The 25,582-nt window shown below is 60.1% G+C and carries 19 protein-coding genes; 16 read left to right on the top strand and 3 right to left on the bottom strand.

Translation table 11 applies throughout. The annotated features are described in order from the left end of the window. Window positions 1–44: 44 nt before the first annotated feature. Together focA and ycaO are read right to left on the bottom strand one after the other, a co-directional pair. A complete protein-coding gene (focA, locus tag PVE98_RS13015) occupies window positions 45–905 on the bottom strand; it encodes a formate transporter FocA (protein WP_096072879.1) in 861 nt (286 codons plus the stop codon). 364 nt (window positions 906–1,269) lie between these two features. Beyond that, window positions 1,270–3,030, bottom strand: a complete 1,761-nt coding sequence (gene ycaO / locus PVE98_RS13010; protein WP_033751294.1) for a 30S ribosomal protein S12 methylthiotransferase accessory factor YcaO — start codon at window positions 3,028–3,030, stop codon at window positions 1,270–1,272. Between the two features lie 310 nt (window positions 3,031–3,340). Here ycaO and serC point away from each other — a divergent pair, with 310 nt between their 5' ends. The 12 genes from serC (at window position 3,341) to PVE98_RS12950 (ending at window position 17,361) form a co-directional block, all read left to right on the top strand. Continuing rightward, window positions 3,341–4,426: a 3-phosphoserine/phosphohydroxythreonine transaminase gene (gene serC, locus PVE98_RS13005; RefSeq protein WP_096072880.1), complete on the top strand. Its 1,086-nt coding sequence runs from the start codon at window positions 3,341–3,343 to the stop codon at window positions 4,424–4,426. 86 nt (window positions 4,427–4,512) lie between these two features. Then, window positions 4,513–5,799 carry a 3-phosphoshikimate 1-carboxyvinyltransferase gene (gene aroA, locus PVE98_RS13000; protein WP_096072881.1) on the top strand — a complete coding sequence of 429 codons (1,287 nt, stop codon included), beginning with the start codon at window positions 4,513–4,515 and terminating at the stop codon, window positions 5,797–5,799. Window positions 5,800–5,999: 200 nt separating this feature from the next. Continuing rightward, entirely contained in the window at window positions 6,000–6,680 is a 681-nt protein-coding gene (gene cmk / locus PVE98_RS12995; RefSeq protein ID WP_033751286.1) for a (d)CMP kinase, read from the top strand. 124 nt (window positions 6,681–6,804) lie between these two features. After that, window positions 6,805–8,478: a 30S ribosomal protein S1 gene (rpsA, locus tag PVE98_RS12990; RefSeq protein WP_048784670.1), complete on the top strand. Its 1,674-nt coding sequence runs from the start codon at window positions 6,805–6,807 to the stop codon at window positions 8,476–8,478. Window positions 8,479–8,565: 87 nt separating this feature from the next. Further along, window positions 8,566–8,850 (top strand): integration host factor subunit beta, encoded by a 285-nt coding sequence (gene ihfB, locus PVE98_RS12985; RefSeq protein ID WP_033751281.1) that lies wholly within the window; start codon window positions 8,566–8,568, stop codon window positions 8,848–8,850. A 205-nt stretch (window positions 8,851–9,055) separates the two neighbouring features. Beyond that, on the top strand, window positions 9,056–11,308 hold the full coding sequence (locus tag PVE98_RS12980; RefSeq protein WP_096072882.1) for a DNA internalization-related competence protein ComEC/Rec2: 2,253 nt from the start codon (window positions 9,056–9,058) through the stop codon (window positions 11,306–11,308). A 34-nt stretch (window positions 11,309–11,342) separates the two neighbouring features. Then, window positions 11,343–13,091, top strand: a complete 1,749-nt coding sequence (gene msbA / locus PVE98_RS12975; RefSeq protein ID WP_096072883.1) for a lipid A ABC transporter ATP-binding protein/permease MsbA — start codon at window positions 11,343–11,345, stop codon at window positions 13,089–13,091. Continuing rightward, a complete protein-coding gene (lpxK, locus tag PVE98_RS12970; protein ID WP_096072884.1) occupies window positions 13,088–14,089 on the top strand; it encodes a tetraacyldisaccharide 4'-kinase in 1,002 nt (333 codons plus the stop codon). The genes msbA and lpxK overlap by 4 nt, the downstream gene beginning before the upstream one ends. A 24-nt stretch (window positions 14,090–14,113) precedes the next feature. Next, window positions 14,114–15,331 (top strand): winged helix-turn-helix domain-containing protein, encoded by a 1,218-nt coding sequence (locus PVE98_RS12965; RefSeq protein WP_096072885.1) that lies wholly within the window; start codon window positions 14,114–14,116, stop codon window positions 15,329–15,331. Between the two features lie 106 nt (window positions 15,332–15,437). After that, window positions 15,438–15,620, top strand: coding sequence for a Trm112 family protein (locus PVE98_RS12960; protein WP_033751266.1), 183 nt, complete (start codon window positions 15,438–15,440; stop codon window positions 15,618–15,620). Continuing rightward, on the top strand, window positions 15,617–16,366 hold the full coding sequence (gene kdsB / locus PVE98_RS12955; RefSeq protein ID WP_033751263.1) for a 3-deoxy-manno-octulosonate cytidylyltransferase: 750 nt from the start codon (window positions 15,617–15,619) through the stop codon (window positions 16,364–16,366). The genes PVE98_RS12960 and kdsB overlap by 4 nt, the downstream gene beginning before the upstream one ends. 101 nt (window positions 16,367–16,467) lie before the next feature. After that, entirely contained in the window at window positions 16,468–17,361 is an 894-nt protein-coding gene (locus PVE98_RS12950) for a fructosamine kinase family protein (protein WP_033751261.1), read from the top strand. Here the strand turns inward: PVE98_RS12950 and elyC are convergent. Next, window positions 17,341–18,126: an envelope biogenesis factor ElyC gene (gene elyC, locus PVE98_RS12945; RefSeq protein WP_096072886.1), complete on the bottom strand. Its 786-nt coding sequence runs from the start codon at window positions 18,124–18,126 to the stop codon at window positions 17,341–17,343. The two genes, PVE98_RS12950 and elyC, sit on opposite strands and share 21 nt — an antisense overlap. Before the next feature lie 125 nt (window positions 18,127–18,251). Here elyC and cmoM point away from each other — a divergent pair, with 125 nt between their 5' ends. The 4 genes from cmoM to mukB are packed head-to-tail and all read left to right on the top strand — an operon-like array spanning window position 18,252 to window position 25,525. After that, window positions 18,252–19,037, top strand: a complete 786-nt coding sequence (gene cmoM / locus PVE98_RS12940; protein ID WP_033751258.1) for a tRNA uridine 5-oxyacetic acid(34) methyltransferase CmoM — start codon at window positions 18,252–18,254, stop codon at window positions 19,035–19,037. Next, the gene (mukF, locus tag PVE98_RS12935) at window positions 19,034–20,356 is read left to right on the top strand and encodes a chromosome partition protein MukF (RefSeq protein WP_096072887.1); all 1,323 of its coding nucleotides are present in this window, start codon (window positions 19,034–19,036) and stop codon (window positions 20,354–20,356) included. The genes cmoM and mukF overlap by 4 nt, the downstream gene beginning before the upstream one ends. Further along, entirely contained in the window at window positions 20,337–21,053 is a 717-nt protein-coding gene (mukE, locus tag PVE98_RS12930; RefSeq protein WP_033751251.1) for a chromosome partition protein MukE, read from the top strand. Before mukF ends, mukE begins: the two co-directional genes overlap by 20 nt. Next, window positions 21,050–25,525, top strand: a complete 4,476-nt coding sequence (mukB, locus tag PVE98_RS12925; RefSeq protein ID WP_313619288.1) for a chromosome partition protein MukB — start codon at window positions 21,050–21,052, stop codon at window positions 25,523–25,525. The genes mukE and mukB overlap by 4 nt, the downstream gene beginning before the upstream one ends. Window positions 25,526–25,582 lie beyond the last annotated feature (57 nt).

Here is a 25,582-nt window from a genome sequence, read left to right as displayed (position 1 = left end):
ACGTTACGTTGGCGCCGCCAGCTACGCGGCGTCGGTCAGAATCATTAATGTGCGGTAGAACCGTTGCGTAAATAGATCACCCAGTAGGTCAACCCAACCAGCAGACCGCCGCCGATGATGTTGCCGAGCGTGACCGGAATCAGGTTGTCGATAATAAAGTTGACGGGCGTAAGCGCCTGAAACTGATCGGCGCTGGCGCCGGCGGCTTGCCAGAAAGCCGGGCCAGAAAAATCGCGAATGACGATCGCTAACGGAATAAGGAACATATTGGCGATGCTGTGTTCGAAGCCGCTGGCAACGAACATGGCGACCGGCAGAATCATCGCCAGGGTTTTATCCGTCAGGCTATGGCCGGAATAGCTCATCCAGACCGCCAGGCAGACCATCAGGTTCGCCAGCGTGCCCAGGCAGACGGCTTCAATAAAGCTGTGATGCATTTTATGATCGGCGGTTTGCAGCACATTCAAACCCCATGTGCCGTTCGCCGTCATATGCTCGCCGGCGAACCAGATCAGGGCGACGAAAAACAGCGCGCCGACGAGGTTGCCGAAATAGACGTTGATCCAGTTGCGCGCCAGCTGGCCCCAGGTAATGCGTCCGCTCGCTTTCGCGACGACAATCAGCACGGTGGAAGTAAAGAGATCGGCGCCGCATACCACCACCAGAATCAGCCCCAGCGAGAAGCAGATGCCGCCGATAAGCTTCGCCACGCCATAAGGCATGCCTGCGGTGCCGGTGGTCGCAGTGATATAAAAAACAAACGCGATGGAAATAAAAACGCCGGCGGTAATGGCAAGGAAAAAAGTGGTTAAGGGATGTTTAGTGGCTTTATAAACTCCAGCATCTTCCGCCACTTTGGCCATTGCGGCCGGTAATAACAGATTAAAAGGGTTGTCAGCTTTCACACTAACGCTCTCCAAAAGATGTCTGGAAAAATACTAACAAAGGAGTATAGGACAGGATTTGATCTGGATCATATTTGACCAGAAGACAGCGGGGTGGAACGAAGCAGGAAACGGTAAATTTTACGCAATTAATTGAATTTAAATAAATAAATAATTTTTAAACTTTACAATTTTATTTTAAAGCTTAGCGGTGGCCAGCGACGCATATTGTTAATGAATGTCGTAAAGTCAGTCAGAAGTGTTAAAAAAATAGAGCGATAATCGATTAGAAATAATGAAAGATAGTGCCCATGATAAAAAAATGGCGTCAATAATATTGACGCCATAGCTATTCAACTCAGCCTTTTGCGACTGGATATGTTAATTACTTTTTCCAGTAAAGACGCTTTGCCGCCTGAAGTTTTTCATAAGCCTGCAGCAGCGCCTGGTGCGCCGGGAAGGCTTTGAGATCGTCGTCGACGGCCTGCAGACCGTAGAAGGGGGCTTCGCCGCTGATGGCCGCCGACGCCGCTTCCAGCGCCTCCGCGCCGTACATGCGCGTGAAGGCGTGATGATACTGCAGCGGGTCGCGCTCATCTTCCATCGCCAGCAGCAGCAGCGTCTGCAGGCAGCGGTAGTAGTTGGCGCGTTCCGGCGAAAAGATCGAACCGTTGAACTCCATGGTCCATTCGGTCCAGATCAGCGCCTGATCCAGGTCGCCGCCGGCCAGCGCCAGCATCGCCTTCAGCTCGCCGATGCGCAGCGTGTACCAGCCGTTGTCCTTGCCGCTCGCCAGGCCCAGCAGTTCGCGCACGCGGGTAAAGTCGTCATGGCCTTCCTCATCCAGCTGGGCGATCAGGTCGAGATACTCTTCCGGATTCCAGTTGCTGGCAGGCAGCGCCAGCAGCGTGTCGCGCAGGCCCGCGCCCATATTGTTGTTCGCCAGCACCAAATCTTCCGCCGGATAGATATCGGACATGCCCGGCACGATAATACGGCAGGCGTAGACGCCCAGATGATCGTAATCCGCAATATAGACTTCCTGATCTTCCTCACGGAAGATCGCCATCAGGGTGGCGAACTCTTCCTGGGTCGTGCCGCTGAACGACCAGTCGACAAAGGGGTAGTCCGCTTTCTCTTTGAACAGATCCCAGGAGATAAGGCCGCTGGAGTCGATAAAGTGCGTCTCGAGGTTGGCATGCTCGGCAACTTCTTCATCGTCGAAGGTCGGCGGCGTAAAGACGTCGAGATCTTTCAGGCTGCGGCCCTGTAGCAGTTCGGTAACGGTACGCTCAAGGGCGACGCCGAAATCGGGATGCGCGCCGAAAGAGGCGAAACAGGTGCCGTTTTGCGGGTTGAACAGCACCACGCAGATCACCGGATATTTGCCGCCCAGCGAGGCGTCGTAGGCGAAAATCGGGAAGCCTTCCGCTTCGAGGCGTGCAATCGCCTCCACCACGCCAGGATAGCGCTGCATCACGCTCTCGGGAATGGTCGGCAGGCTGATCGCTTCGGCGATAATGCGATTTTTGATATAGCGCTCAAACACCTCGGAAAGCCCCTGCACGCGCGCTTCGTTGGCGGTATTGCCCGCCGACATGCCGTTGGAGACGTAGAGGTTGCCGATGATGTTCATCGGGATATAGACCGTCTGCTGGTCGGACTGACGGGTAAACGGCAGGCCGCAGATGCCGCGCTCGGCGTTGCCGGACTGCAAATCCACCAGCTCCGGCGCGGTCAGCGCGTCGTCAGGATCGTAAAAGGCGCGCAGGCGTGCATCCAGAATGCCTTCCGGCAGCGAACCGTCCGCCGGGATCGGGAACCATTTTTCGTCCGGGTAGTGAACGAAATCGCCGTTAGCGATCGATTTGCCCAGCCAGAAGTCGGCGAAGAAGTAGTTAGTCGAGAGACGCTCGAAATATTCGCCCAGCGCCGACGCCAATGCGGCTTTCTTGCTGGCGCCTTTGCCGTTGGTAAAGCAGAGCGGACAATCGCGGTCGCGAATATGCACGGACCAGACGTGGGGAACCGGATTAAGCCAGGAGGCTTCTTCAATATTAAAGCCAAGGTCGGTCAGCTTTTGCTGGAAGCGCGCGATGGAGTCTTCCAGTGCTGCGTCTTTACCGGGAATAAACGTTTGCGTCATGGGACCGCTCTCTCATATATAGTGGGCGTAAAGCGCGCAATGATACGGACTTTGCCGCCGTGGCGCTATGAAGACGAGATAAATTTCTACCTGCCATTATCCTGAAAGCGGCGTGGCAGAAGGGCTCGCTTTTCTCCCTGATCGAGCCGCCTCACAAAATTTCGCGCTGCGTTGCATTTGTAACATAAGCTGCGGCGCGGCAGATTCAGAAAATGTGATCCCTTCCTGATTTATCATTGCAGGCGCTATAAGGCAGTGATAAAACCGGTAAGCAATTCATAACCGTTCTGGATAACCGTGGTGAGGGGAAATGACGCAGATTTATAATTTTAGTTCCGGTCCAGCGATGCTGCCGGTTGAAGTGCTCCGTCGTGCAGAACAAGAACTGACAAACTGGCACGGTCTGGGGACCTCCGTTATGGAGATCAGCCATCGCAGCAAAGAGTTTCTCAAAGTAGCGGAAGAGGCGGAGCAGGACCTACGCGATCTTCTGAAAATCCCGGCTAACTACAAAGTTTTATTCTGCCACGGCGGCGCGCGCGCGCAGTTCGCTGCGGTGCCGGGCAACCTGCTGGGCGAGGCGACCACGGCGGATTATGTCGACGGCGGCTACTGGGCGCACAGCGCCATAAAGGAAGCGGAAAAGTATTGCACGCCGCGCACCCTGGACGTCAAAACTACCCGTGACGGCAAGCGCGCTATCCTGCCGATGAGCCAGTGGGCGCTGAGCAGCGACGCCGCTTACGTGCACTATTGCCCGAACGAAACCATCGACGGCATCGCTATCGACGAACAGCCCGACTTCGGCGACAAAATCGTCGTCGCCGATCTCTCTTCTACCATTCTGTCGCGGCCGCTGGACATCAACCATTACGGCGTGATTTACGCCGGCGCGCAGAAGAATATCGGCCCGGCCGGGTTGACCATCGTCATCGTGCGCGACGATCTGCTGGGCAAAGCCCGTCAGTCCGTTCCCTCTATTCTCGACTATCAGGTGCTGGCGGAGAACGACTCTATGTTCAACACGCCGCCGACCTTCGCCTGGTATCTCTCTGGCCTGGTATTTAAGTGGCTGAAAGAGAAAGGCGGCGTCAGCGAAATCGACAAAGTCAATCAGGCGAAAGCCGATCTGCTCTACGGCCTGATCGATAGCAACCCGTTTTACCGCAACGACGTCGCGACGGAAAACCGTTCGCGCATGAACGTGCCTTTCCAGCTGGCGGACGCCGCGCTGGACAAACTTTTCCTGGAAGAGTCGTTCAACGCGGGCCTGCACGCTCTGAAAGGTCACCGCGTGGTAGGCGGCATGCGCGCATCGATCTACAATGCGATGCCGCTGGAAGGCGTCAAAGCGCTGACCGACTTTATGGCCGACTTCGCACGTCGCCACGGTTAAGCCTAAGCTGTAGCGTCGGCGCTAGCGCCGACTTCAGACCCCGTCTCGCGGCGGGGTTTTGTCCTTTTCTGGAGATTTGGTTTCACATGCAGGACTCCCTGACCTTACAACCGATTGCACGCGTTGACGGCACCGTTAACCTGCCGGGTTCAAAAAGCGTTTCTAACCGCGCGCTGCTGCTGGCTGCGCTGGCGAAAGGCACCACGCGTCTGACGAACCTGCTGGACAGCGATGACGTTAAACATATGCTGAACGCGCTTAAAGCGTTGGGCGTCGATTTTACCCTGTCCGCCGACCGCACGCAGTGCGACGTGGTGGGACAGGCAGGGGCGCTGCGCGCCTCTCAGCCGCTGGAGCTTTTTCTTGGCAACGCAGGTACGGCGATGCGGCCGCTGGCGGCGGCGCTCTGTCTCGGCGAGCAGGATATCGTTCTGACCGGCGAACCGCGCATGAAAGAGCGTCCAATCGGGCATCTGGTCGACGCGCTGCGTCAGGGCGGTGCGCAGATTGAGTATCTGGAGAACAGCGACTACCCGCCGCTGCGCCTGAAAGGCGGCTTCACCGGCGGCGACGTCAGCGTGGATGGCAGCGTCTCCAGCCAGTTCCTGACCGCGCTGCTGATGACCGCGCCGCTGGCGGAGCGTGATACCCGCATCGCCATTAAAGGCGAGCTGGTCTCCAAACCCTATATCGATATTACGCTGCATCTGATGCGCTGCTTCGGCGTCGAGGTCGAAAACCAGCAATACCAGCGCTTTATCATTAAAGGCCGACAGCAGTATCAGTCGCCAGGCGACTATCTGGTGGAGGGCGACGCCTCTTCCGCCTCCTATTTTCTGGCCGCCGCCGCCATTAAAGGCGGAACCGTGCGCGTCACCGGCATCGGCCGCGACAGCGTGCAGGGCGATATCCGCTTTGCCGACGTGCTGGAAAAAATGGGCGCAACCGTTGAGTGGGGCAGCGACTATATCGCCTGTACCGCCGGCGAGCTTAACGGCATCGATATGGATATGAACCATATTCCCGACGCCGCGATGACCATCGCCACGGCGGCGCTGTTCGCTAAAGGCCCAACGCTGCTGCGCAACATCTATAACTGGCGCGTTAAAGAGACCGATCGCCTGGCCGCGATGGCGACCGAGCTGCGTAAAGTGGGCGCGGAAGTGGAAGAGGGGCATGATTTTATCCGCATCACTCCGCCGGAAAAACTGCGTCACGCGGAGATCGGCACCTATAACGATCACCGGATGGCGATGTGCTTCTCGCTGGTGGCGCTCTCCGATACGCCCGTGACTATTCTCGATCCCGGCTGTACCGCAAAAACGTTCCCCGACTATTTTCAGCAGCTGGCCAAAATCAGCCAGAACGCCTGATTTTCACCGTGCCGGAGAGCGAGTCTCTCCGGCATTCTCACTGCCTCTGGCCTCACTGACCAAGATATGTTCTGAATCTGCTGCAATTTATAGCGATGTCTCCGCTAAAAGGTAACGACATTAGCCTGGGCCGCGTATAATGCTTCCTGTTCTGAACAGCCTGAAGGCTGGACTATTTCGCGCAGCAACAGGAGAGAATAATGACGGCAACTGCCCCGGTTATAACTGTCGACGGACCTAGCGGCGCAGGCAAAGGCACGTTGTGCAAAGCGATGGCGGAGGCGCTGCAGTGGCATCTGCTCGACTCCGGCGCCATTTATCGCGTTCTGGCGCTGGCTGCGCTGCACCATCAGGTGGATATTGAAGCCGAAGAGGCGCTGGTGCCGCTGGCGGCCCATCTGGACGTGCGTTTCGTCTCGCAAGAGGGCGAACTGCGGGTAATCCTTGAGGGCGAAGAGGTCACCGGCGAAATCCGCACGCAGGAGGTCAGCAACACCGCGTCGCGCGTCGCCGCTTTTCCCCGCGTGCGCGAAGCGCTGCTGCGCCGCCAGCGCGCCTTTCGCGACGAGCCCGGCTTAATTGCCGACGGCCGCGATATGGGAACGGTGGTTTTCCCTGACGCACCGGTAAAAATTTTCCTTGATGCCAGCCCGGAAGAGCGCGCCCAGCGCCGTATGCTACAGTTGCAGGAAAGCGGCTTTAGTGTTAACTTTGATCGCCTTTTAGCCGAGATAAAAGAACGTGATGACCGCGATCGTAACCGCGCCATTGCGCCTTTAGTCCCCGCCGCCGATGCGCTGGTTCTGGATTCTACGCAGTTATCCATCGAACAAGTCATTGATCAGGCGCTGGAATATGCCCGCACAAAGCTGGGCATTTAATCTTTTCGGCCAAACAGAATTGCAGTAACCCTGTGCCAGGGAAAGCGCGCAGGGCATGTGAAACAACCCCATCCGACAATGACGTCAGGTGGACGTTAAATTGAAGAATCCTAAGATTATCAATATGACTGAATCTTTTGCTCAACTCTTTGAAGAGTCCCTGAAAGAAATCGAAACCCGCCCGGGTTCCATCGTTCGTGGCGTTGTTGTCTCTATCGACAAAGACGTCGTTCTGGTTGATGCGGGTCTGAAATCTGAGTCTGCCATTCCGGCAGAGCAGTTCAAGAACGCAGCCGGCGAACTGGAAATTCAGGTTGGTGACGAAGTTGACGTTGCCCTGGATGCAGTGGAAGACGGCTTCGGTGAAACCCTGCTGTCCCGTGAGAAAGCTAAACGTCATGAAGCCTGGATCACGCTGGAAAAAGCTTACGAAGACGCTGAAACTGTTACCGGTGTTATCAACGGCAAAGTTAAAGGTGGCTTCACAGTTGAGCTGAACGGTATTCGTGCGTTCCTGCCAGGTTCACTGGTTGACGTGCGTCCGGTACGCGACACGCTGCACCTGGAAGGCAAAGAGCTTGAATTCAAAGTAATCAAGCTTGATCAGAAGCGTAACAACGTCGTGGTTTCTCGCCGCGCGGTTATCGAATCTGAGAACAGCGCTGAGCGCGATCAGCTGCTGGAAAACCTGCAGGAAGGCATGGAAGTCAAAGGTATCGTTAAGAACCTCACTGACTACGGCGCATTCGTTGATCTGGGCGGCGTCGACGGCCTGCTGCACATCACCGACATGGCGTGGAAACGCGTTAAGCATCCGAGCGAAATCGTCAACGTGGGCGACGAAATCACTGTTAAAGTGCTGAAGTTCGACCGCGAGCGTACCCGTGTATCTCTGGGCCTGAAACAGCTGGGCGAAGATCCGTGGGTGGCTATCGCTAAGCGCTACCCGGAAGGCACTCGCCTGACCGGTCGTGTGACCAACCTGACTGATTACGGCTGCTTCGTAGAAATCGAAGAAGGCGTTGAAGGTCTGGTACACGTTTCTGAAATGGACTGGACCAACAAAAACATCCACCCGTCTAAAGTTGTTAACGTGGGCGACGTGGTTGAAGTTATGGTTCTGGACATCGACGAAGAGCGTCGTCGTATCTCCCTGGGCCTGAAGCAGTGCAAAGCCAACCCATGGCAGCAGTTTGCTGAGACCCATAACAAGGGCGATCGCGTTGAAGGTAAAATCAAGTCAATCACTGACTTCGGTATCTTCATCGGCCTGGACGGCGGCATCGACGGCTTGGTTCACCTGTCTGACATCTCCTGGAACGCGACTGGCGAAGAAGCCGTTCGTGAGTACAAAAAAGGCGACGAAATCGCTGCCGTTGTACTGCAGGTTGACGCAGAGCGTGAGCGCATCTCTCTGGGCGTGAAACAGCTGGCTGAAGATCCGTTCAACAACTACATCACCCTGAACAAGAAAGGCGCCATCGTTACTGGTAAAGTAACGGCAGTTGACGCTAAAGGTGCTACAGTTGAACTGGCAGACGGCGTTGAAGGTTACCTGCGCGCTTCTGAAGCTTCACGTGACCGCGTTGAAGACGCAACTCTGGTTCTGAATGTTGGCGACGATGTTGAAGCTAAATTCACCGGCGTTGATCGTAAAAACCGCGTTGTTAGCCTGTCTGTCCGTGCGAAAGACGAAGCTGACGAGAAAGATGCCATCGCGACTGTGAACAACAAGCAGGAAGAAAGCAATTTCTCCAATGCTATGGCTGAAGCGTTCAAAGCAGCTAAAGGCGAGTAATCGACCTGAAGCAACCGGGCAGGGAAATCTGCCCGGTTACGGTAGCAAGCTGTCATACCTTTCCCACAAGGATTAACCGGAGGTTACATGACCAAGTCAGAACTGATTGAAAGACTTGCTGGCCAGCAAACTCATATTCCGGCGAAAGTCGTTGAGGATGCTGTAAAAGAGATGCTGGAGCACATGGCCACTACGCTGGCCCAGGGCGAACGCATTGAAATCCGGGGATTCGGCAGCTTTTCTTTGCATTACCGCGCACCGCGTACGGGTCGTAACCCGAAAACGGGCGACAAAGTGGAACTGGAAGGTAAATACGTTCCCCACTTTAAGCCGGGCAAAGAGCTGCGAGACCGTGCAAACATTTACGGTTAAGCCGTAACCGAACGCAGAAACGACATCTCAGGATGTCGTTTTTTTTTGCCCGCCGTTTCTCTGCGAGACTGGCTGACACTCTCTGCAATAGCACTAAAATCTTCCTCTTTTTTTGCGAGGCCGCGCTGAAGCGCGCCAGTCTGCGCCTGACCGCGCGCCGCATTATCTGCATACTCTCCGCGTGTTAAACCGGAACGAGAGCAAGATGACAGCGACGCTAATTGCCAGAATCGCTATTCTCGCCGCGCTGCCGCTGCTGTTTCTTCACCGGCTTCCATCAGCAGCAGGCATCGCGGCAGTCGCCTGCGCCGGCATACTGCTGCTGTGGACGCAGTCGGCCTGGCTACGCATGGCGGCAATCGCGCTGCTGCTGTGCGGCTGGATGCTGGGAGCTGCGCGCTCAGCCGTCACCGCGATAGAAACCGCCAGCGCCGCGCCCGCCACCTACAGCGTGCGCATCGATGAGGTACAGCAAGACAGGCGGCAAATTAAGGTACAGCTGCTAAAGCGAGAAGGGCGCTATCTGTTTCCGCCGCGTTTCGCCTGGCTGTCGTTCGGAGAGAGCGAGCAGGTCTGGTGCCTTGGGCAGCGCTGGTCGATGCAGCTCAGCCTGCGGCCTGTGCATGCCCGGCTCAATGAGGGGGAGTTTGACGCGCAGCGTTTCGCGCTGGCGAATCATATGGGATTGCGAGGCCGTATTCAGCAGCAATGGCCTGAATCCCTGACCTGCAGCTGGCGCTGGCAACGCATCCTGCGCGATCTGCCGACGATAAATGCGCTGGAGCAGCGCGCCGTTGTCGAGGCGCTCGCGTTCGGGGAGCGGGCGGAAATGAGCGACGCGCTGCGTCAGCTGCTGCGGGAAACCGGCACGGCGCATCTGATGGCGATTTCAGGCATGCATATCGCGCTGGCCGCCAGCAGCGGCTGGCTTATGGCGCGCGCGGTCCAGCTGGCGCTACCGGCGCGCCTTATCGGCTATCTGTTCCCGCTGCTGACGAGCTGGCTGCTGGCGGCGCTTTATACCTGGCTCTCCGGTAGTCACGCGCCCGCCCAGCGCGCGCTGATCGCCCTGACGCTGTGGCTTATCTTTCGTATCAAAGGCGTGCAGCTCAGCGGCTGGCAGGTCTGGAGTCTGTGCGTCAGCGGGCTTCTGCTGTTCGATCCCCTTAACGTGCTCTCGGAAAGTTTCTGGCTCTCGGCGCTGGCGGTTGCCTTTTTACTGACCTGGTACCACTGGTTTCCTTTACCGGCGCGCTGTCGACGCGGATGGCGCTGGCTGCCGGTCCAACTGCTGCACCTGCAGCTCGGCATGATGTTGCTGATGGCGCCGCTGCAGGTGATGCTATTTGAAGGCATCAGTCTCTCGGCGCTGGCGGCGAATATGCTGGCGATACCAGTCATCTCTTTTATCAGCGTGCCGCTTATCCTGCTGGCGATGCTGATGCCGGTCAGCGCGATCTGCGTCGCGCTGTGGCGGCTGGCGGACCTCTCCGTCGTCTGGCTGATGGCTGCGCTCAAGGCGTTGCCCGCGGGGTGGTGGGCGTTCTATGACGCCGGGACGCTGGCGCTGCTGCTGTGGGGCGGGCTGATTGTCTGGCGCTGCGCGCTGTTTTACGCGGCGCCGGTCAGCTGCGCAGCCGTCATTATGGCGCTGCTGGTCTGGCGCTGGCCACGCGACGAGCCGGGGTGGCATATCGATATGCTGGACGTCGGGCAGGGACTAAGCGTGGTTATCCGCCAGGGAAGAGAGGCGATGCTCTATGATACCGGACCCGCCTGGGAAAACGGCGACGCCGGCACGCGCCACGTTATTCCCTGGCTGGCGCGCAAACGGCTGCGCCTTCAGATGGTAGTGCTCAGCCACCGCCATCTCGATCACAGCGGCGGGCTGAACGCGATAACACAGCGCTGGCCCGAAGTGCCGATACGCAGCGCCACGCTCGATGCCGCTCATCGGCCCTGCATGCGCGGCGTACGCTGGCGCTGGGGAGTCTTGAATATCGAAGCGCTGTGGCCGCCCGCGCGCTCGGCGGTCAGCAACAATAACGACTCCTGCGTGCTTAGCGTAGATGACGGCGTTACGCGTCTGCTGCTGATGGGCGATCTGGAGGCACCGGCGGAGCGGCAGCTGGTGGCGCTGGAAAAAAGCGGGCTTGGAGCCGATATCATCCAGGTTCCGCACCACGGCAGCCGCACTTCCTCAACGCCGCTACTGCTGCGCAACGTAGGCGGACGTATCGCTATCGCCTCGATGGCGCGCTACAACGCCTGGCGTATGCCGGTCAACAGCGTGCTGGAAAACTACCGCCGCGCGGGCTTCGCCTGGTACGACACCGCTCAGTCGGGCCAGATAACCCTTACCGTCGCCGGGCGTAAAACCGCGGTTTCTGGCCTGAGAGAGCAAATTTTGCCCCGTTGGTACCATCAGTGGTTTGGCGTCAAACGGGAATCCAGGTAGAATGAGCGGCTATTTCAAACAGCGTGAATAAATAATGCATCAAGATAAAGATCTCTCAACGTGGCAGACATTTCGTCGACTCTGGCCGATGATCGCGCCCCATAAAGCGGGTTTATGCGTGGCCGCTGTGGCCCTGATAATTAACGCCGCGGGCGACACGCTCATGCTCTCCCTGTTGAAGCCTTTACTGGATGATGGGTTTGGTAAAGCGGATAAGTCGGTGTTGATCTGGATGCCGTTGGCCGTTATCGGGCTGATGCTGATCCGCGGCGTCACCAGCTATATTTCCAGCTACTGCATCTCCTGGGTTTCCGGCAACGTCGTGATGAATATGCGCCGTCGCCTCTTCAGCCATATGATGGGCATGCCGGTCTCGTTCTTCGACCAGCAGTCAACAGGCACGCTGCTGTCGCGCATTACCTACGACTCCGAGCAGGTCGCCTCTTCCTCATCCAGCGCACTGGTTACCGTAGTGCGCGAGGGCGCGTCGATTATCGGCCTGTTTATCATGATGTTCTACTACAGCTGGCAGCTGTCGCTCATCCTGATTGTTCTGGCTCCCGTGGTCTCTCTGGCAATTCGCTCGGTCTCTAAGCGCTTTCGCAGCATCAGCAAAACCATGCAGAACACCATGGGGCAGGTCACCACCAGCGCCGAGCAGATGCTGAAAGGGCACAAAGAAGTGCTGATTTTCGGCGGTCAGGAAGTGGAGTCAGAGCGTTTTGCCCGCGTCAGCAACCGCATGCGTCAGCAGGGCATGAAGCTGGTATCGGCCTCATCCATCTCCGATCCGGTGATCCAGCTGATCGCCTCGCTGGCGCTGGCGTTTGTGCTTTATGCCGCCAGCTTTCCCAGCGTTATGGATACGCTGACCGCAGGCACCATTACCGTGGTCTTCTCGTCGATGATCGCGCTGATGCGTCCGCTAAAATCCCTGACTAACGTCAACGCGCAGTTCCAGCGCGGTATGGCGGCGTGCCAGACGCTTTTCTCTATCCTCGACAGCGAGCAGGAAGTCGATACCGGCACGCGCGAAATTGAGCGCGCCAAAGGCGACGTTGAGTTCCGCAATGTCACCTTTACCTATCCTGGCCGCGATATGCCAGCGCTGCGCGACATCAACCTGGCGCTGCCGGAAGGCAAAACCGTGGCGCTGGTAGGGCGCTCCGGCTCAGGCAAGTCGACGCTGGCCAGCCTTCTGACGCGCTTTTACGACATTCAGCAGGGCGAAATCCTGCTGGACGGTCATGACCTGCGCGAATACACGCTGCGTTCGCTGCGTAATCAGGTCGCGCTGGTCTCGCAGAATGTTCATCTGTTCAACGACACCATCGCCAACAATATCGCCTATGCGCGCAGCGAGCAGTATAGCCGCGCCGAGATCGAGCGCGCCGCGACCATGGCGCATGCCATGGACTTCATCAACAAGATGGATAACGGGCTGGATACGGTGATCGGCGAAAATGGCGTGCTGCTCTCCGGCGGCCAGCGCCAGCGTATCGCCATTGCGCGCGCGCTGCTGCGCGACTGCCCGATTTTGATCCTGGATGAAGCGACCTCTGCGCTCGATACCGAGTCGGAACGCGCAATCCAGTCGGCGCTGGACGAGCTGCAGAAAAACCGTACCTCGCTGGTTATCGCTCACCGCCTGTCGACCATCGAGAAAGCCGATGAAATCGTGGTGGTAGAGGATGGCCGTATCGTCGAGCGCGGCACCCATGCCGATCTGCTGGCTCAGCGGGGCGCCTACGCGCAGCTGCATAAGATGCAGTTTGGGCAATGATCGAGCGTATCTGGAGTGGACGCTCGCCGCTGTGGCTGCTGCTGTGGCCGCTTAGCCTGATTTACGGCGCGGTCTCCTCTCTGATTCGTCTTAGCTATCAGCGCGGCTGGCGCAAAAGCTGGCGCGCGCCGGTTCCGGTGGTGGTGGTCGGCAATCTCACCGCCGGCGGCAACGGTAAAACGCCGGTCGCGATCTGTCTAGTGCAGGCGTTACAGCGCCGCGGCCTTCGCGTCGGTGTGGTTTCGCGCGGCTACGGCGGCAAAGCGGAGCGCTATCCGCTGCTGGTCGACGCCGATACGCCGACGGAGCAGGCGGGCGACGAACCTGTGCTGATCGCCCAGCGCACCGGCGCGCCGGTCGCGGTGGCGCCGAAGCGCCGCGCCGCGGTTGAAGCGCTGCTCGCCAGTCACCCCCTCGATCTCATCATTACCGATGATGGCCTGCAGCACTACGCGCTGCGGCGCGATCGCGAAATTGTGGTGGTCGACGGCGTCCGCCGCTTCGGCAACGGGTGGTGGCTGCCGGCCGGACCGATGCGCGAGCGCGCTTCGCGTCTGCGGCAGGTGGACGCGGTAATTGTTAACGGCGGCCACGCGGAGGCGAGTGAAATCGCGATGGCGCTGCGGCCTGGTGATGCGGTCAACCTGCATACGCAGCAGCGCGTGCCGCTTTCCGCGCTGGAAAATGTGGTGGCGATGGCCGGCATAGGGCATCCGCCGCGCTTTTTCGCTACCCTTAACCAGCATGGCGTCACGCCGGTCGCCGAGATCGCCTTCGCCGATCATCACGCCTACAGTCAGGAGGAATTGACCGGTTTAGTGGTCAAGGGCCAAACCCTGCTGATGACCGAAAAAGACGCGGTTAAGTGCCGTCGCTTCGCCCAGCCCAACTGGTGGTATCTGCCGGTCGAAGCTGAGCTGAGCGGCAGCGCCGTCGCGCCTCTGCTGGACGATATTGAACGTCTGGCGCGGCAGCGCACAGGCAGCGCCGCAGACTAACCTCTGGCCGAATGCAGGAAGGGAATGAACACAACGCTTTCGCTTTCGCTTCAACAGGCACGAAATCTTCATCTGGCGGCGCAGGGTCTGCTGCGCGCGCCGTCGAAACGCGCGCGCTATGCGGATCTGCTCGCGGCGGTGCGGCGCATGTCGCTGCTGCAAATCGATACCATCCACGTCGTCGCGCGCAGCCCTTATCTGGTGCTGTTCAGCCGCCTCGGCAGCTACCCGCCGCGCTGGCTGGAAGAGGCGCTGGCGCAGGGCGAGCTGTTTGAATACTGGGCGCACGAAGCCTGCTTTATTCCCCGCGAAGATTACCGGCTGCTGCGCCACCGCATGCTCGAACCCGAGCGCCTTGGCTGGAAATATAACGCCCAGTGGATGCAGGATCATCAGCAGGAGATCGCCGATCTGCTGCGGCATATTGCCGATAAGGGGCCGGTTCGCGCCGCCGACTTCGCCAGCGGCGCCGATCACAAACCCGGCTGGTGGGCCTGGAAGCCGCACAAGCGGCATCTGGAAAATCTTTTCAGCGCGGGCGAGCTGATGGTCAGCGAGCGACGCAATTTTCAGCGGGTCTATGATCTACGATCGCGCGTGCTGCCGGAGTGGGAGGATGCGCTGCACGCCCTCAGCGAAGCGGACGCGCAGCGGGAAATGCTGCGCAACAGCGCACGCAGCCTCGGTATTTTTCGCGCCGCCTGGCTGCCGGATTACTACCGTCTTAAACGCGTAGCGCTGAAGCCTTACCTGGAAAAAGCGCAGCAGGCGGGTGAGATTATGCCGGTCGAGGTGGCCGGACTTGGCGAGATGTGGCTGCATCGCGATCTGCTGCCGCTGCTCGACGCGCCGCTTAACGCCACGCACAGCGCCATTCTGTCGCCGTTTGATCCGCTGGTCTGGGATCGGCGGCGCGCGCTGGAGCTGTTCCAGTTCGACTATCGTATCGAATGCTATACGCCAGAGGCGAAGCGCAAATATGGCTATTTCGTCCTGCCGGTGCTGCATCGCGGCGCGATCAAGGCCAGGCTGGACGCCCGCATGCAGCGGCAGGCGCGGCAGCTGGTGATCAAGAATTTTTGGCTGGAGTCGGACGCGCGCGTCACCGCCGCATTCGTCAGGGATGTTCGCCAGGCGATTGAACGCTTTGCGGCCTGGCAGGATGCGGAGAGCGTGCTGTTCGAACAAATGCCCGCCGCGCTGCGGCCGCACTGGCCTGGCGTCTGGACGCTCAATTCCTGAGCTTTGCGGTCTGCGCCGCAGTTTCGCGGCCGCTTTCCGCGCACGCTGAAACACTGCGCTATGGTATCCTTAGCGCCTTATGCAATCGGTCCGCAATGGAGGACATATGGATCACCGCTTACTCGAAATTGTTGCCTGCCCGGTGTGCAACGGCAAGCTTTACTACAACAACGCCCAGCAGGAGCTGATCTGCAAACCTGACGCGCTCGCCTTTCCGGTACGCGACGGCATTCCGGTGCTGCTGGAAAACGAAGCGCGCACGCTCGCCGTGGAAGAGATCCATCCATGAGTTTCACGGCGATTATTCCCGCGCGCTACGCCTCGACGCGCCTGCCCGGCAAACCGCTGGTCGATATCGCCGGAAAGCCGATGATCGTTCACGTGATGGAGCGCGCGCGCGCCTCTGGCGCCAGCCGCGTGATTGTCGCCACCGATCATCCGGATGTGAAAACGGCGGTTGAAGCGGCGGGCGGCGAAGTCTGCATGACGCGCGCCGACCATCAGTCTGGCACGGAGCGGCTGGCTGAGGTGATCGAAACCTGCGGGTTCGCCGACGATGAGATCATCGTCAACGTGCAGGGCGACGAACCGCTGATCCCGCCGGAAATCGTCCGCCAGGTGGCGGCGAATCTGGCAGGCGCGCAGGCGGGCATGGCGACGCTGGCGGTGCCGATTCATGACGCGGAAGAGGCGTTTAACCCTAACGCAGTGAAGGTGGTAATGGACGCGCAGGGCTACGCGCTCTATTTCTCTCGCGCCACTATTCCCTGGGATCGCGAGCGTTACGCCGCGTCCCGCGAGGAGATCGGCGATACGCTGCTGCGCCATATCGGCATCTACGCCTATCGTGCCGGCTTTATTCGTCGCTACGTCTCCTGGGCACCTTGTCCGCTGGAGCGGATCGAACTGCTGGAGCAGCTTCGCGTGCTCTGGTACGGCGAAAAAATCCATGTCGCCGTCGCGGAAACCGTGCCGGGCACAGGCGTGGATACGCCGGAAGATCTGGCGCGCGTGCGCGCCGCGCTGCAGGGCTGACGGCGTCGGGGAATCATCCCCGACGCTTTTATTGATCTATTTCTGCTTTTTCGCCCGCTGAGGCCTCCAGGATGGTGTGATGTTTTCCTTGAGGAGGATGCATGGAAAGTCTCAAATCTGAACTCTCGCTGGTGCTGGGCGAGACGGTCGGCCGGCTCGAAACCATCAGCGAACAGCCGCCGACGCGGCTCTATGCGCTCTACGATCGCCAGGACAAACCGATGCCGCTGGTGGCGAAATATTTCCGCCATCAGGGACGCGCCGCGCTGGAGGCGAAAAAGCTGGCGCTGCTCGGCCATGAAGGGCTGATCGCCGTGCCGGCGGTCTATGGTCTGGTGCTAAGCCAGCAGCCGCCGGCGCATGAAATGCTGCTGATGGCGCGCCTGAACGGCGTCTCTGCCGAGGCGCCGACCCGCGACGCCGCGCGCTGGCAGCAGCTGTGCGAAGAGGTGGTGGAAGGGCTGCTCGCCTGGCATCGCATCAGCGGGCATGGCCTGGTCGGCACCGTCGACAGCACCCAGCAAAACAGCTGGCCCGCCTGGTTCCATCAGCGCGTGGAAGTGCTCTGGTCCACGCTCAGCTACCTGCAGCCGCCCGCGTTCACCCCTGCCGACCGCCAGGTGCTGTTTCGCAGCCGCGAGCAGCTCGCGCATCTCTTTCGCGACTTCGACGATCCCTGCGTGATGCTGCATGGCAATCTGCGCCTGACCAGCATCGTCAAAAACGCGCGCAGCGATCAGCTGCTGGCGATGACCCAGCCCGGCGCCATTTTATGGGGGCCGCGCGAATATGAGCTGATGCAGCTGGGCGAAAGTCCGGCGGAGCAGGCGCTGATGGCGCGCTATCTACAGTGTGCGCCGGTCTCCGAAGGTTTCCTCTGGCGGCGCTGGCTTTATCAGCTGTGGGACTGCATCGACGGGCTGGTGCAGTATGGCGAATTCGACCGCGCGCGCTTCGATTACGCCCATGCGCAGCTACTGCCCTGGCTCGGCTGAGGGCGCGTCGCCGCCTTTTAGCCACTGCCACGCCTGTCCCAGCGTCTCATAGACGACCCGGTCGCTGTGGCTCAGCCAGAGCGGCGAAGGGAGCGCGCGCTCCCACCAGTTGAGCGGCGAAGCGATCGCCAGCTGATTGGCGGGCGCGGCAAGCGGCGTTAAGCCGGCGGCGTGAAAGAAATTCAGGGCGCGCGCCATATGATTGGCGGAGGTAACCAGCAGGAAGGAACGCTGGCCGACGACGCCGCGCACCGCACGCGCCTCCTGTTCGGTATCTTTCGGCCGATCCAGCACCTGAATATGATCTGGCGGCACGCCCAGGCTTAGCGCGACCGAGGCGGCGACCTGCGCGTTGCTGACAGGATTCTGTCCGGCGGCGGCGCCGGTGAAGATCATCGTCGCCTGCGGGTTGCGTCGCCACTGGCGCACGCCTTCGGCGACGCGCGGCAGACTGTTGCCAATCAGGTTCGAACTCGGCGCCCAGTCGGGGTTAAAGGTGTAGCCGCCGCCCAGCACCACGATAAAGTCGACCTTCTCGCTGCCGTTCCAGGTAGGGTAGCGCGACTCCAGCGGCAGCAGCAGACGATCGGCGACCGGCTGCAGGCTCAACAGCAGCAGCAGCGCCCAGCTCAGCGAGACTAAAATTTTGCCGCTTTTGTGCCAGCGGCTAAACCAAAGCAGTAAAATACCCGCTGCCATCATCAGCAGCAGCAGCGGTAAAGGCATCAACAGACCGCCCACCAGTTTTTTCAGTCCAAAAAACATCAAAAAAACTCCTTGTTGTCCGAAAAAACAGCAGCTGGAAAGGAAGAAGGGGATGAAAGGTTCATTCTTCATGAGCCTGTGACAAAATAGCACAAGTCTGAGCGCAGCATACCGGAGCCCACGCCATGCAGGATCGTAACTTCGACGATCTCGCGGAAAAATTTTCGCAAAATATTTACGGCACCACCAAGGGGATCGTGCGTCAGGCGATCCTCTGGGACGAGCTTGAGGCGATTCTGCCGACGCTCGGCGCGGCGCCGCTGCGCGTGCTGGATGCCGGCGGCGGGCTGGGGCAAATCTCCAGCGGGCTGGCGCAGCGCGGCCACCAGATCCTGCTGTGCGATCTCTCGGCGGAGATGCTGCGCCGGGCGCAGCAGCATGCCGAGGCGCAGCAGGTGAGCCACAACATGCAATTCAGACAAATCGCCGTGCAGCAGGTGGGCGAGCATTTGGATACGCCGGTGGATCTGGTATTGTTTCACGCTGTGCTTGAGTGGGTCGCCGAGCCTGAAAAAGCGCTGCAGGCGCTGTTTGACGCGCTGCGGCCCGGCGGCGTGATGTCGCTAATGTTTTTTAACCGCCACAGCCTGGTGTTTCGCAACCTGACGCTGGGGAACTTCGGCTATCTGCGCGTCAATATGGCGAAGCAGAAGAAGCGCTCCCTGTCGCCGGACTACCCGCGCGACCCGGAAGATGTCTACCGCTGGCTCGCCGCGTGCGGCTTCGAGATCGAGCAGCGCACGGGCGTGCGCGTCTTCAGCGACTATATGAAAGCCCCGCCGGCGGACGGCGGAGGCGACGCGAGCATTCTTGAGATGGAGCGACGCTACTGTCGCCAGGAACCCTTTTTAAGCCTGGGACGCTACATCCACGTGACCGCGCGTAAACCAGGGCAGAAGGACGAACTATGAGTGAATTTTCCCAGACGGTACCCGAGCTGGTCAGCTGGGCGCGCAAGAATGACTTTTCCCTTGCGCTGCCGGTCGATCGTCTGGCTTTTCTGCTGGCCATCGCCACCCTGAACGGCGAGCGAATGGATGGCGAAATGAGTGAGGGCGAGCTGATCGACGCTTTTCAGCACGTCAGCAAAGCTTTTGAGCAAACCCATGAAACCGTGGTGGTGCGCGCCAACAACGCCATCAACGATATGGTGCGCCAGCGCCTGATCAACCGCTTTACCAGCGAGATGACGGAAGGACACGCCATTTATCGTCTGACGCCGCTGGCGATCGGCATCACCGACTACTACATCCGCCAGCGCGAGTTCTCGACGCTGCGCCTGTCGATGCAGTTGTCGATCGTGGCGGGCGAGCTGAAGCGCGCCGCCGATGCGGCGGAAGAGGATGGCGACGAGTTCCACTGGCATCGAAACGTCTTCGCGCCGCTGAAATATTCCGTGGCGGAGATCTTCGACAGCATCGACATGACGCAGCGCCTGATGGATGAACAGCAGCAGGCGGTCAAGAACGATATCGCCGATCTGCTGAACAAAGACTGGCGCGCGGCGATCTCCAGCTGCGAAATGCTGCTGTCGGAAACCTCCGGCACGCTGCGCGAGCTGCAGGATACGCTGGAGGCGGCGGGCGACAAGCTGCAGGCCAACCTGCTGCGCATCCAGGACGCCACGCTCAGCAGCCCCGATCTCGGCTTTGTCGATAAGCTGGTGTTCGATCTGCAAAACAAGCTGGACCGCATTATCAGCTGGGGCCAGCAGGCGATCGACCTGTGGATCGGCTACGACCGCCACGTCCACAAATTCATTCGAACCGCCATCGATATGGACAAGAACCGCGTCTTTGCGCAGCGCTTGCGCCAGTCGGTGCAAAATTACTTCGACCAGCCGTGGGTGCTGACCTACGCCAGCGCCGATCGCCTGTTCGATATGCGCGACGAGGATTTGACGCTGCGCAACGACGAGGTGATGGGCGAACTGCCCGCCGAGCTGGAATATGAAGAGTTCAACGAAATCCGCGAACAGCTGGCGGCGATGATCGAAGAAGCGCTGCTGAGCTACAAATCTGAACAGAAACCGCTCAATCTCGCCACGGTGATGCGCGACTATCTTGCCCAGTATCCGCGCGCGCGCCACTTTGATCTGGCGCGTATCGTCGTCGATCAGGCGGTGCGCCTCGGCGTGGCGGAAGCCGATTTAGCCGGTCTGCCCGCGGAGTGGCAGGCCATTAATGATTACGGAGCCAAGGTGCAGGCACATGTCATCGACAAATATTGAACAAGTGATGCCGCTTAAGCTGGCGCAGGCACTGGCGAACCCGATTTTCCCCGCGCTCGACAGCCAGCTGCGCGCCGGTCGCCATATCGGCATCGAAGAGCTGGACCAGCACGCTTTTCTGATGGACTACCAGAGCTTCCTGGAAGAGTTTTACGCCCGCTACAACGTCGAGTTAATTCGCGCGCCAGAGGGCTTTTTCTATCTGCGTCCGCGCTCCACCACGCTGATCCCGCGCTCGGTGCTCTCTGAGCTGGATATGATGGTCGGCAAGCTGCTCTGCTATCTCTATCTCAGCCCGGAGCGTCTGGCGAACGAAGGCATCTTCACCCAGCAGGAGCTGTATGACGAGCTGCTGGCGCTGGCCGACGAGAACAAGCTGCTCAAGCTGGTGAACCAGCGCTCTACCGGCTCCGATCTCGATCGCGCCAGGCTGCAGGAGAAAATGCGCGCCTCGCTGAGCCGACTGCGTCGACTCGGCATGGTGTGGTTTATGGGCAACGACAGCAGCAAATTCCGCATTACCGAATCGGTGTTCCGCTTCGGCGCCGACGTGCGCAGCGGCGACGATCCGCGCGAGGCGCAGCTGCGCCTGATCCGTGACGGCGAAGCCATGGCGCTCGACAGCGTGAGCGCGACCAGCGAGCAGGATGATATTGACAGCGACGCGAGTGATAGCGCGGAGGAAGAACAGGCATGATTGAACGCGGAAAATTTCGTTCGCTTACCCTGATCAACTGGAACGGCTTTTTTGCCCGCACTTTTGATCTCGACGAACTGGTCACCACCTTGTCGGGCGGCAACGGCGCAGGCAAATCCACCACCATGGCCGCCTTCGTGACGGCGCTGATCCCGGATCTGACGCTGCTGCACTTCCGCAACACCACCGAAGCGGGCGCCACCAGCGGCTCGCGCGATAAAGGCCTGCACGGCAAGCTGCGCGCCGGCGTCTGCTACGCGGTGCTCGACGTTATCAACTCGCGTCACCAGCGCGTTATCGCCGGCGTGCGTTTGCAGCAGGTAGCCGGCCGCGATAAAAAGGTCGATATCAAACCGTTCAGCATTCACGGGCTGCCGATGGATAGCCAGCCGACCGACATGCTGACCGAGATTATGAATAGCCGCCAGGCGCGCGTGCTGCCGCTGAGCGAGGTCAAAGATCGCGTCGAAGCGCAGGAAGAGGTGCAGTTCCGCCAGTTCAGCTCGGTCACCGACTACCACGCGATGATGTTTGAGCACGGCATCGTGCCGCGCCGCCTGCGCTCCGCCGGCGATCGCAGCAAATTCTACCGTTTGATCGAAGCGTCGCTCTACGGCGGCATCTCCAGCGCCATTACCCGCTCGCTGCGCGACTATCTGCTGCCGGAAAACGGCGGCGTGCGCAAAGCCTTTCAGGATATGGAAGCGGCGCTGCGCGAAAACCGCATGACGCTGGAGGCGATCCGCGTCACGCAGTCCGATCGCGACCTGTTTAAGCATCTGATCTCCGAAGCCACCAGCTACGTCTCGGCGGACTATATGCGTCACGCCAACGAGCGACGCATTCATCTCGACGGCGCGCTGCAGCTGCGGCGCGATCTCCTCTCCAGCCGCAAACAGCTGGCCACGGAGCAGTATCGCCATATCGAGATGGCGCGCGAACTCGCCGAGCACGGCGGCGCAGAGAACGATCTGGAAGCGGACTATCAGGCCGCCAGCGATCACCTCAATCTGGTGCAGACCGCAATGCGCCAGCAGGAAAAAATCGAGCGCTACGAAGCTGACCTCGACGAGCTGACGCATCGTCTGGAAGAGCAGAACGAAGTGGTGGCGGAAGCGCGCGAAGCGCAGGAAGAGAACGAGGCGCGCGCCGAAGCGGCGGAGCTGGAGGTCGACGAACTGAAAAACCAGCTGGCCGATTTCCAGCAGGCGCTCGACGTTCAGCAGACGCGGGCGATTCAGTATCAGCAGGCGCTGCAGGCGCTGGAGCGCGCAAAGACGCTGTGTCAGCTGCCCGATCTCACCATCGACAACGCCGCCGAGTGGCAGGCGCGTTTCCAGGCGACCGAAGAGGAAGCGACGGATACGCTGCTGCGTCTGGAACAGAAGCTGAGCGTAGCGGAAGCGGCGCACAGCCAGTTCGAGCAGGCGCTGGCGCTGGTAACCAGCATCGCCGGCGATGTGCCGCGTCAGGAGGCCTGGCAAACCGGCCGCGAGCTGCTGCGCGACGCCGCCAATCAGCGTCACTACGCCGAGCAGCTCTCCTCGCTGCGCCTGCGCCTGAATGAGATGGAGCAGCGTCTGCGCGAGCAGCATGAGGCGGAGCGCCTGCTGGCGGAGTTCTGCAAACGGCAGGGCGCGCACTATGACGCCGACGCGCTGGAAGGGCTGCATAGCGAGCTGGAAGGGCAGATCGAACAGCTCAACGCCAGCGTCTCCGACGCCGGCGAACGCCGTATGGTGATGCGCCAGGAGCTGGAGTCGCTGCGCGAGCGCATCGCCGCGCTCACCGCTCGCGCGCCGCACTGGCTGGCGGCGCAGGAGATCCTGACGCAGCTCAGCGAGCAGACCGGCGAGGCGCTGGAAAACAGCCAGCAGATCACCGAATACATGCAGCTGCTGCTGGAGCGCGAGCGCGAAACCACGGTAGAGCGCGACGACATCGCCGCGCGTAAACGCAGCGTCGAACGTAAAATTGAACGCCTCAGCCAGCCTGGCGGCGCGGAAGATGCGCGCCTGACGCAGCTGGCGGAACGCTTCGGCGGCGTGCTGCTCTCTGAAATTTACGACGACGTCACGCTGGAGGACGCGCCTTACTTCTCGGCGCTCTACGGCCCGTCGCGCCATGCTATCGTGGTGCCGGATCTGTCGCTGGTGCGCGAGCAGCTCGACGGTCTGGAAGAGTGCCCGGAAGATCTCTACCTGATTGAGGGCGATCCGCAGTCGTTCGACGACAGCGTCTTCGCCGTGGAAGAGCTGCAGAACGCGGTGGTGGTGAAGGTGGCTGAGCGTCAGTGGCGCTATTCCCGCTTTCCAAAAGTGCCGCTGTTTGGCCGCGCCGCGCGCGAGAATCAGCTGGAGCAGCTGCACATCGAGCGCGATCGGCTGGCAGAACGCTATGCCACGCTCTCGTTCGACGTGCAGAAAACGCAGCGTCTGCATCAGTCGTTCAGCCGCTTTATCGGCACGCATCTGGCGGTCGCCTTCGAGGAAGATCCTGAAGCGCAGCTCCGCCAGTACAACGCCCGTCGTAGCGAGCTGGAGCGCGCGCTGGCGCAGCACGAAAGCGACAACCAGCAGCAGCGTCAGCAGTACGAGCTGGCGAAAGAGGGCGTGGCGCAGCTAAACCGCCTGCTGCCGCGCGTCAATCTGCTGCTGGACGACACGCTGGCCGATCGCTGCGACGAAATTCGCGAGCAGGTCGAAGAGGCGCAGGAGGCGGCGCGTTTCCTGCACCAGCACGGCGCGAAGCTGACGAAGCTCGAGTCGCTGATCGGCGTGTTGCAGAGCGATCCCGAGCAGCATGAACAGCTGCAGGCCGACTACCAGCAGGCGCAGCAGCAGCAGCGCGTCGCGCGTCAGCAGGCCTTCGCCCTGACGGAAGTGGTGCAGCGCCGCGCCCACTTTAGCTATGGCGACTCCGCCGGCATGCTGAACGGCAACAACGATCTCAGCGATAAGCTGCGTCGCCAGCTGGAGCAGGCGGAAGGCGAGCGCAGCCGCGCGCGCGAACGCCTGCGCGAGCAGCGGGCGCAGATGGCGCAGTACAGCCAGGTGCTGGCCTCCCTGAAGAGTTCGCACGACACCAAGCGCGACATGCTGAAAGAGCTGCTGCAGGAGATGCAGGATATCGGCGTGCATGCCGACGCCAGCGCGGAAGAGCGCGCGCGCATTCGCCGCGACGAGCTTTACGCCGCGCTGAGCCACAACCGCGCCCGTCGCAATCAGCTGGAAAAGCAGCTCACCTTCTGCGAAGCGGAAATGGAGAACCTGCAGAAACGGCTGCGCGTGCTGGAGCGCGACTACCACCGCATTCGTGAGCAGGTGGTGAGCGCCAAAGCGGGCTGGTGCAGCGTGCTGCGGCTGGTAAAAGAGAACGGCGTCGAACGACGACTGCACCGTCGCGAGCTGGCCTACCTGAGCGGCGACGAGCTGCGTTCGATGTCGGATAAGGCGCTGGGCGCGCTGCGTCTGGCGGTAGCGGATAACGAGCATCTGCGCGACGTGCTGCGCCTGTCGGAAGATCCGAAGCGTCCAGAGCGCAAGATCCAGTTCTTTATCGCCGTCTATCAGCATCTGCGCGAGCGTATCCGTCAGGATATCATCCGCACCGACGATCCGGTCGAGGCGATCGAGCAGATGGAGATCGAACTGAACCGTCTGACCGAAGAGCTGACGGCGCGCGAGCAGACGCTGGCGATCAGTTCGCGCAGCGTATCGAATATTATTCGCAAAACCATTCAGCGCGAGCAGAACCGTATCCGTCAGCTCAACCAGGGACTGCAGATGGTGAGCTTCGGCCAGGTGCGTAGCGTGCGGCTTAACGTAAACGTACGCGAAGCCCACGCCACGCTGCTTGATACGCTGTCGGAAGAGCATGAGCAGCATCAGGATCTCTTCAACAGCAGCCGTCTGACCTTCTCCGAAGCGCTGGCGAAGCTCTATCAGCGCCTCAATCCGCACATCGATATGGGGCAGCGCACGCCGCAGACTATCGGCGAAGAGCTGCTGGACTACCGCAACTACCTGGAGATGGAAGTAGAGGTCAACCGCGGCTCCGACGGCTGGCTGCGCGCCGAGAGCGGGGCGCTGTCGACCGGCGAGGCGATCGGCACCGGGATGTCGATCCTGGTGATGGTGGTGCAGAGCTGGGAAGAGGAGTCGCGCCGCCTGCGCGGCAAGGACATTTCTCCCTGCCGCTTGCTGTTCCTCGACGAAGCGGCGCGTCTGGATGCGCGCTCTATCGCCACGCTGTTTGAACTTTGCGAGCGTCTGGAGATGCAGCTGGTGATCGCGGCGCCGGAAAACATCAGCCCGGAAAAAGGCACTACGTATAAGCTGGTCCGTAAAGTGTTCAATAACACTGAACATGTGCATGTAGTCGGTCTGCGCGGCTTCTCTGCCGATGCGCCGACGACGCGCCGCGACAGCGAGGAGTCAGCCGGGGTGGAAACGGAAAACTCGCAGGTTTAAACTGGTTAATAATTACCGCATTGGGTAATCTGTAGACGGCATTTGTCTCCTGAGGCA

Source organism: Pantoea sp. GABEPS69 (assembly GCF_045780835.1).
GTDB lineage: Bacteria > Pseudomonadota > Gammaproteobacteria > Enterobacterales > Enterobacteriaceae > Pantoea > Pantoea septica.
This window is presented reverse-complemented; position numbering and strand designations above follow the sequence as displayed.

Excerpts from the sequence above, each read along its gene's own strand:
- ycaO (WP_033751294.1), bottom strand. The coding sequence starts at position 3,030 with ATGACGCAAACGTTTATTCCCGGTAAAGACGCAGCACTGGAAGACTCC.
- serC (WP_096072880.1), top strand. The coding sequence starts at position 3,341 with ATGACGCAGATTTATAATTTTAGTTCCGGTCCAGCGATGCTGCCGGTT.
- aroA (WP_096072881.1), top strand. The coding sequence starts at position 4,513 with ATGCAGGACTCCCTGACCTTACAACCGATTGCACGCGTTGACGGCACC.
- cmk (WP_033751286.1), top strand. The coding sequence starts at position 6,000 with ATGACGGCAACTGCCCCGGTTATAACTGTCGACGGACCTAGCGGCGCA.
- rpsA (WP_048784670.1), top strand. The coding sequence starts at position 6,805 with ATGACTGAATCTTTTGCTCAACTCTTTGAAGAGTCCCTGAAAGAAATC.
- ihfB (WP_033751281.1), top strand. The coding sequence starts at position 8,566 with ATGACCAAGTCAGAACTGATTGAAAGACTTGCTGGCCAGCAAACTCAT.
- PVE98_RS12980 (WP_096072882.1), top strand. The coding sequence starts at position 9,056 with ATGACAGCGACGCTAATTGCCAGAATCGCTATTCTCGCCGCGCTGCCG.
- msbA (WP_096072883.1), top strand. The coding sequence starts at position 11,343 with ATGCATCAAGATAAAGATCTCTCAACGTGGCAGACATTTCGTCGACTC.
- lpxK (WP_096072884.1), top strand. The coding sequence starts at position 13,088 with ATGATCGAGCGTATCTGGAGTGGACGCTCGCCGCTGTGGCTGCTGCTG.
- PVE98_RS12965 (WP_096072885.1), top strand. The coding sequence starts at position 14,114 with ATGAACACAACGCTTTCGCTTTCGCTTCAACAGGCACGAAATCTTCAT.
- PVE98_RS12960 (WP_033751266.1), top strand. The coding sequence starts at position 15,438 with ATGGATCACCGCTTACTCGAAATTGTTGCCTGCCCGGTGTGCAACGGC.
- kdsB (WP_033751263.1), top strand. The coding sequence starts at position 15,617 with ATGAGTTTCACGGCGATTATTCCCGCGCGCTACGCCTCGACGCGCCTG.
- PVE98_RS12950 (WP_033751261.1), top strand. The coding sequence starts at position 16,468 with ATGGAAAGTCTCAAATCTGAACTCTCGCTGGTGCTGGGCGAGACGGTC.
- elyC (WP_096072886.1), bottom strand. The coding sequence starts at position 18,126 with ATGTTTTTTGGACTGAAAAAACTGGTGGGCGGTCTGTTGATGCCTTTA.
- cmoM (WP_033751258.1), top strand. The coding sequence starts at position 18,252 with ATGCAGGATCGTAACTTCGACGATCTCGCGGAAAAATTTTCGCAAAAT.
- mukF (WP_096072887.1), top strand. The coding sequence starts at position 19,034 with ATGAGTGAATTTTCCCAGACGGTACCCGAGCTGGTCAGCTGGGCGCGC.
- mukE (WP_033751251.1), top strand. The coding sequence starts at position 20,337 with ATGTCATCGACAAATATTGAACAAGTGATGCCGCTTAAGCTGGCGCAG.
- mukB (WP_313619288.1), top strand. The coding sequence starts at position 21,050 with ATGATTGAACGCGGAAAATTTCGTTCGCTTACCCTGATCAACTGGAAC.